Below are 6918 nucleotides of genomic sequence, written 5' to 3' on the forward strand. Positions count from 1 at the left end.
AGCTCACGGGTCGTAGACACGCCGATGCCTAGACCAACACGGGTCACCAGTGGAAAAGATTGAGAGACGTGGTCGCGCTCCCACTGCTGGTGAATTCTGAGCTTTCTGTCAGGGTGGAAGGCCAATGCCTGCCGCCAATCCAAACCAGTCGCGGCTTGGCTTTGAGCCAAACTAGCAATGCCCCAACCATGGCAGAAGTCCCCATATCTCGCTGGAATTGATGCAGAATTCTGGAACGCCGGCAGGCGTTAGCTGTGCTACACGAAGGCTTGTCTTGGCCGGAAGCAGCCAATCGCTACTGACTACTTTCGACCAAAAGCTTTCGCTAGCTACGGGGCTCAATCGACTAGACGCAGTCACCCGCGCCGCAATTAGAGTCGATATGGCACCGTCTGTTCTCGCCGCCGCTGTGCACTGAACGCTGAGACGGCGGCAAATCAGACAAAGAACACGCCGCTCTGCAGGCTTTCTTCATAAGCGTCATGCGGGTAGTTCCGGTGAAGCAGGCGAACCTGCCAGAGATAGAACGATCGAGCAACCTGTCCTTTGGCGGCCGGAAACTCACGATAGGTCGTTCCGCGCGACACCAAGGCTGCACCGCAGGCTCCACTCAGCGCTCCAGGTCGAACAGGACCCCAGCCCGCATTCCAGTGAACGTAGTCAGCCATCACTTGTTCATTCTTGAGGAATTCAAGCAAGCTGCTCACTTGACGCATCTCGGCTTGAACAGCCCCATGGAGTGTCGGCACGAAGAATCTAGATGGATAGAAGTTCAGTTGCAGATATCCCATGCGATCTAGATCAATCCGCCCGGCCAGAGGTAACGACGATGACGGATCGTCCAGCAACTGATCAACAGGCCCCAACCAGGTCTTCCTGTCGAGCGGCTTCGTGGGCAAGCTCGGTACCACCGGCATGTCGCGCCAGAAGTAATCAAGATGGACAGCCAGATCTGAGTCCGCCACCTCACTAGCTCCGGCCTGCATCCAGCGCACCAATGACACTTCTACGCAGCGCTCCATCGTCATCTCGACGGGAGCGCTCAACGCAATCAGCTCATCGCCGGGGCGCTCGGCCGCGACGCGATCGACGATACTTCGCAGACTTCCTTCGATCACTTTGGTGGATCCGCTGAAGTCCGCCTGTACTGGCACCCATGCTGGACGCGACGGCCTTAGTGCAGCCAGCGTTGGATTAATGGGCAACGCAATAAGCGAGTGATGACGCACAACGGCAGACGGCAACCCCCACAACCGTTCCGCTACCGCCAAGGTGCGTAGATAGGCTGAGATTGCCCGAAGGGCGGCGCGGGAGGAGTAAGGACCAACGAAACCGTCGCCCAGCGCCCGAGCAAAATGCCAAAGGTCTGCCTGCAGGGGAGAGATAGGATAGGTCGCCTGGTTTTGAGCCCACTCGAACGCCATCTGCCGAATTAGTGGGAGTTTGGTCCGATACTCAAGCCTAGCCAGTGTGTTCCGGAAGATACCGGCCAAATCCACACCCTGCACACCCTCGAAATCAACTGGAGTTTCGGAGCCCTTCGGCGCCTCTTTGAGGTCGATATCGAGTGTCTGCGCCTCGAAACCGAGCGTCTCGATAAATAAATTGGACAGAAGTGACGGCTTCGGCGTGTGCGCTGGTAGCTCGACATTCGGAGCGTAGCCATTTGCGCCTGCAGCCGTCCAAAAGATGCACAGCACCTCCACGACCTCTGCCTCAAGTTTGCGCGAATGCAGGAATTTCAGTAGCGCGGCCTCGGTCTCAGCCGTAGTCGCAGGGTCGCCCAGCCTGGTCGCGAGCTCCTGGATGCTCCACCACCTTACGGCCGGTATGGGCCATCCGAGACGAGCAATGAGTAATCGAAGCTCATCCACCTCCCCCGGCGCGCCTGCCGCAGCCAGTTCGGCCCCCCAGCGCGGAATATTCAGCGGGAGGGTCCGGGTGTCTTCGAGCACACAGTCGACCATGACTTGGGCGAACGCGACTGCCTCATCAATGCGGCCCTGCTTCACGTAGAAGTAGACCATGGCCTCGCCCGGCGCAAAACGCGGTCGCTCCGGTTCACCGAACATGGCATATGCTGTATCGATCACGAACTCGTCACACCGACGGGGGTAGTGCTTGGCCACAAGGTCCAGTCGGGCGAACGTTTTCTCCTCGCGCTCCATGTATCCAATCCAGCCGCCGCTGTTGATCTGCGCGCTAACGAGGTACTTCCAGGCTGCATTCAGCCCGCTTAGCTTGCGCCGGGTATGGAAGGCGTGTCCGGAGAGGTCAAGCAGGCCACTTCCTCGACCTTGGCCGGACAAGAGCGAGTCATCGAGCGCTTCGAGTAACCGCTTCCCCTGGCCTTTAGCCTCCCAGTGCCTGTACCAAGCCACGAGTGCCGCATCCTTATCGAAGGACCCGACCGATAACTTTTCAAGCAAAGCCTTTAGCTGTTCAGGCTCAAACGCCGAGACATCACCATCGAAGGGCTTGCGATCCATGCTCGAACCCGCATGCTCCTCGCGACACAGCACGCCGACATCCCACCCTGCATGAGCATTGACTACCTGTAATCGCTCTGCGGCACCAGTGACTCCCTTCTCGACAAGACGATGCAGCACATCGCGAATCTCCGGGTGCAGGCCAGTGCGCATCAGCGCATCAAGCGGCCATCCAGCTTTCACACCCTGCTTTATATAGGCACCCAGACAGTTTTCAGCTTCAAACCATTCTCCAGCATTTACATGTTCTTCGTACTTAGCCACTAGCGCGGCCGGCGCTAGCTTGGCCAGCAGCGCGTCAGCTTTGGTAAGCACATGCCGGGTGCCACTGCCATCGGTATAGTCCAGCACCGAGTGGACTTGGGAGGAGATTTGGGCCAACAGACTACGCGCCTCATTCGGTGAGACTTCAACCAGGAATCCAATCGCGTCGAGGGTGTTATTCAGCGTAGGATCCTTGCGATGCGAAAAGCCCGATGCCAGCTCCCAGGTCTGCCGGCATAATTTGCGCGCTGGCTCGACCAAACCGTGGGCGACCGCGATTCCACACAACTGCAGTGGCTTCTGCAAATGCACGCTGGTCTCCTGGCGGACCTCCGCGTCGAACAGTTCGTGTTGCGATCGCACGAAGGTCAATGCGGCCTCATCTGACATCTTCGTTAGGAGCCCTGCGACGTATTGCTCACAGAAGGATGCGGCGTCAAACCATTTGAAAGTACCCGCCGCGGTCACCGTCACTTCCGACAGCTCAGCCTCTACTGGGTGACCCAATAGGATGCTGCCTATGTGAACATCGCAAGCCACGCGATGCAAAGATGCCCGGAAATCGTCGGCCGCCGATTGCCAGTCATGGCTTTGTCGGAAATGTCGGAATTCCACGGAGTCCATGAGTTCGTAAAGCTCATGGAAGCCCACGAACTCTCCACGCCACCAATGAAGAGCCACTTGAGCGGCGACGCCCGAGAGCCCGTTCAAGAAGGTCGTGACGTTCTCTCGGTCGGCATAGACAGGCGCGCGCGCCAAACTGAACTGGGTCTGCCCATCCGCGGCCATGCACAAAGCCAAATGCACAGTGCTGAAGAACCAGTGGTGCACCAGCCTAGCAAGGTCCAGCTTCCGCTCGCGGTAGTCGAGCCCCAGCCAATCGATTGGGATCGCTGCGCTTAAGGTCGTCGCGGTCCGCGTGTGAGCCGCCTTCATGGCAGCAACGAACGATGTTGTGGCAAGTGTGTTGAAGTCGGGGCGCTCAACGATGCTTACATTGACCTGAGCTGCGGCCCGGAGGCAGGCATCGCTGACCACGCACTTGCTCCGGCCGTCGCCCATCGAAGCAGCGAGCGACATGAGCTCGTCCACTAACCCATCCCTAGCCATCAACCGTACGAGCGGCAACCACGCCTCTGGGTGTACTCGTGTCACGAGCTGCTCGAGTTCCTCCTGTGTCGCCCCGACCGCGCCTAAGCGCGCAAATGCATCCGCCAAGAATCTGAAAGCATCCAAGCCGTTGCCCGTGGCGTATTCATTCGAGAAGCGACTCGCCCCACGAAAGCGCCGTAAGCTTTCTTCGCCACAGACCTGAGCCACGATATGGTCACCGCGTGCTCGCAGCGCCAGCCCCAGTGCCGCCACAAGTTTGATATCTGTCTCGTGCCTAGAAGCAATAGCCTCGCGAAGCACCCCTTCGTCCGGCGCCAGTGCCCACGTGTAAGAAACCAACCGGGCCATGTCTTCATCCTGCATCTGATACTGGCTGCCCTCAACCATGCGGGCCCTCAAGTGCTGGAGTCGATATGCCTGCCCTAACTCAGCCCGGTTTAGCGCCGCAACCAAGGCGTCAGTGATTAGCGTGTCAAACAGAGATTGCGGATAGCCCTCTTCCAGCCGCAGTAGCACCCAGTCTCGCGTCAGGCCCGCGATCAGCTGGCTTGGATCACCGAGCTGCGCCTGCACCGTCCAAAGCCAGTTGACCCGCAATGCCTTGGGCGCAGATATATCCAGCCAACGCGCGACCTCCGGCCGCAACTCCACAATGCGATCGACGTAACCATCGGTTGACCGCACGTACACGGCCAGACTCTCATGGAAAACCTTCAGACCCGCAGCCGACGAATGAAGCAAATGCTCCACCTTTTGGATCTCGGGCACAGCCAGCTTCATTGCGGTCGCGATCTCGCCGAACGCAGCCCGCGGCCAGAAGAACGGGAAGGCGCACATCAGTCGCAGCGCATCTTTCAGGCTGGGTGATAGTCGCTCCCAAAGTGACCCGTAGTAAAACTTCACGTCCTGACTCAGGTCTCCCGCGAGCTGCTCGACGTCCCACCGTGTGGCCTTGCCACCAGCAAGCACCAAGGCGGAAGTCGCGTAGATGATGTGCAGTGGGTGGCCGTTGGTTCTAATGCGAAGAGCGGCCGCGGCCCTCTGCAGCTCCTCTTCTGCAACAGAATAGTGCGCAGCAGTACCCTCACTCGCCTCAACAACCTCGAATCCATCTATTTCTGCTGGCTCGAAACCCATGATCAGTCGACCGGCCTGCACTGCCTGCCACAGGTAGGAAAGGACAGCGTCGCTGGACATGACGGGAAGCGTCTTCCAGCTTGCTTTTGGAGCCACAATAAGTAGGTCTGCCGGCAGTTGAGCATCGTCCACCGACTGAGTGCCAACGAGCAGCACAAGATTCTCGGGGCATGGCACCAACTGCGCAAACAGGTCATCAAGGGGCTGTTTGTCCTCGGCGTTAATGCGCCAAACGTGGTCTAGGCCGTCCAAGATCAGAACGAAGGGCTTTTCGAGAGCCTTATAGTGCGCAGCGGTGGACTCCAAAAGCGCGCGTAGACCAGCCGGACGGGGAGCATCAGGATGAAATCGTTCGATCTGGGATCGGATAGACTCCTCCACGATGTAGCTGTGAATGCGATCCCGCCCACGCTCCGTTGTCGATAGAAAATAGTGGTGGCGGACCGTTGGAACGTCCTTATCTGCGAGGGTGTCGCATAGGGCGCTGAGGTATGTGCTTTTGCCGCGACCAGGCGGACCAGTCAGAACGATCGCCTTGCCTGCTGAATGCAGTGTGTCGTCAACGAAAGCGGCGTGGAAGTCTGCGTCGGGAACCTCATAGCCCCTGGGAACCGCGAAGTCCTCCGGCAGTGGTGCCGGCGGCGTTGCCTGGAGAATAGCGTAAAGGTCCGGCAATGTGATCCAACCGGCCGGTGGCGGAGAATTTTTCTGCACGGCCCAGTTCAGGGCGACATTCTTGAGAACGGCGATACCCTCGGCCGTACCATGCGCGCGCAACCGCGAGTCAATCTCATGTTCAAGGGTCTTGTAGCCCTTGTCGCTGTGGATGATCAGCAGCCGGCCGAAAAACTCCTCGCAGCTTTTCTCGCCCCCTAATTCAGTAATGAGCGCTGTGCGTCTCTGTTTAGCAACCTTGGAAAAATCAATCTTCCCCTCGGCGAGACAAGCTTCGATCTCGGCATCCGGCCGCCGGTTGGTTAGCAGCGAGAGCTCACCGATGCGTGAAGGATCTAGCGACGTGTACGCGTCAAACCACTTCCTCAACATCGACCGGGATCGCTCCGTCTTGCCGGATTTCTCAAGCAGCCAATCCCAGGACAGCGCATATGCATCAGGGTTTGGCGTGAACTTGACCTGCATGAGATCTTGGAGTCCATCCGTACGCTCGATCACGATGTCGTCCAAAGCTGACGGCGCATCCGCCCCGACGTCACACTCGAACTTGATCTTTATGTAGCGGTTCGGTGCATCCAGCCAATCGCACAACACCCGCAGCCCTTGCCGGTTCTGATAGATGTAGCCAGAGGCTGGGATTGCTGTTTTCTTGATGTTCTCAGTCATCGTCCGCGGTCCTTTGCGCCGCGAAATCCGCGATGCGATTGAAAGCAATGAGAATTATTGGTCACGACAGAAGCGCTTGTCTTGCGAAGCGCGCATCGCTCCCCGACGAACAATTTCTCAACTGTAGGTGCAGCTCATTCCTGACTCACATTTGTTCAGCTCCACAACCCACCACCAGCCCAATTGGCCGGAGTTCACGCGGCGAACGATAGTTTCGCTGCAAACCTAGGACCGCAAGGGGGCGTTAACAGCCGCTCGTGACAGGCCGCTATCGACCCATTGCGGACATTCAACAGAGGCTACAATACAGAAGCAGTCGTCCATATTGGCCCACTGAGCCCTGCTCGGCTGTCCGCCATACGCAGGAGTTTTCGCTATTCGAGCTAACCATGGTGGTGTGGTGCGAGCGGAGCTGGATGCATTTTCTTCCTGGCTGATAGCACCACTTCACAAGAACTATTGAGAACCATCAAAGCACGCCTGGCTCTCTAAGGGTACGCAAGCGTGAATCCGTTGCTTATCGATCCCAACCCAACGCTCACCATCACCCATCAGGAAGGCGCCGGCTGGAGAA

Annotated in this window: 1 protein-coding gene; it reads right to left on the bottom strand. The window is 58.2% G+C overall.

All coding sequences use genetic code 11. The features are described from left to right. Positions 1 to 437: 437 nt before the first annotated feature. Positions 438 to 6344, bottom strand: coding sequence for an ATP-binding protein (locus tag ACEWE8_RS09605; protein WP_223255152.1), 5907 nt, complete (start codon positions 6342 to 6344; stop codon positions 438 to 440). Positions 6345 to 6918 lie beyond the last annotated feature (574 nt).

Origin of the sequence: Pseudomonas sp. TR47 (assembly GCF_044143025.1) — a bacterium.
In the GTDB taxonomy this organism is placed as follows: Bacteria; Pseudomonadota; Gammaproteobacteria; order Pseudomonadales; family Pseudomonadaceae; genus Aquipseudomonas; species Aquipseudomonas putida_E.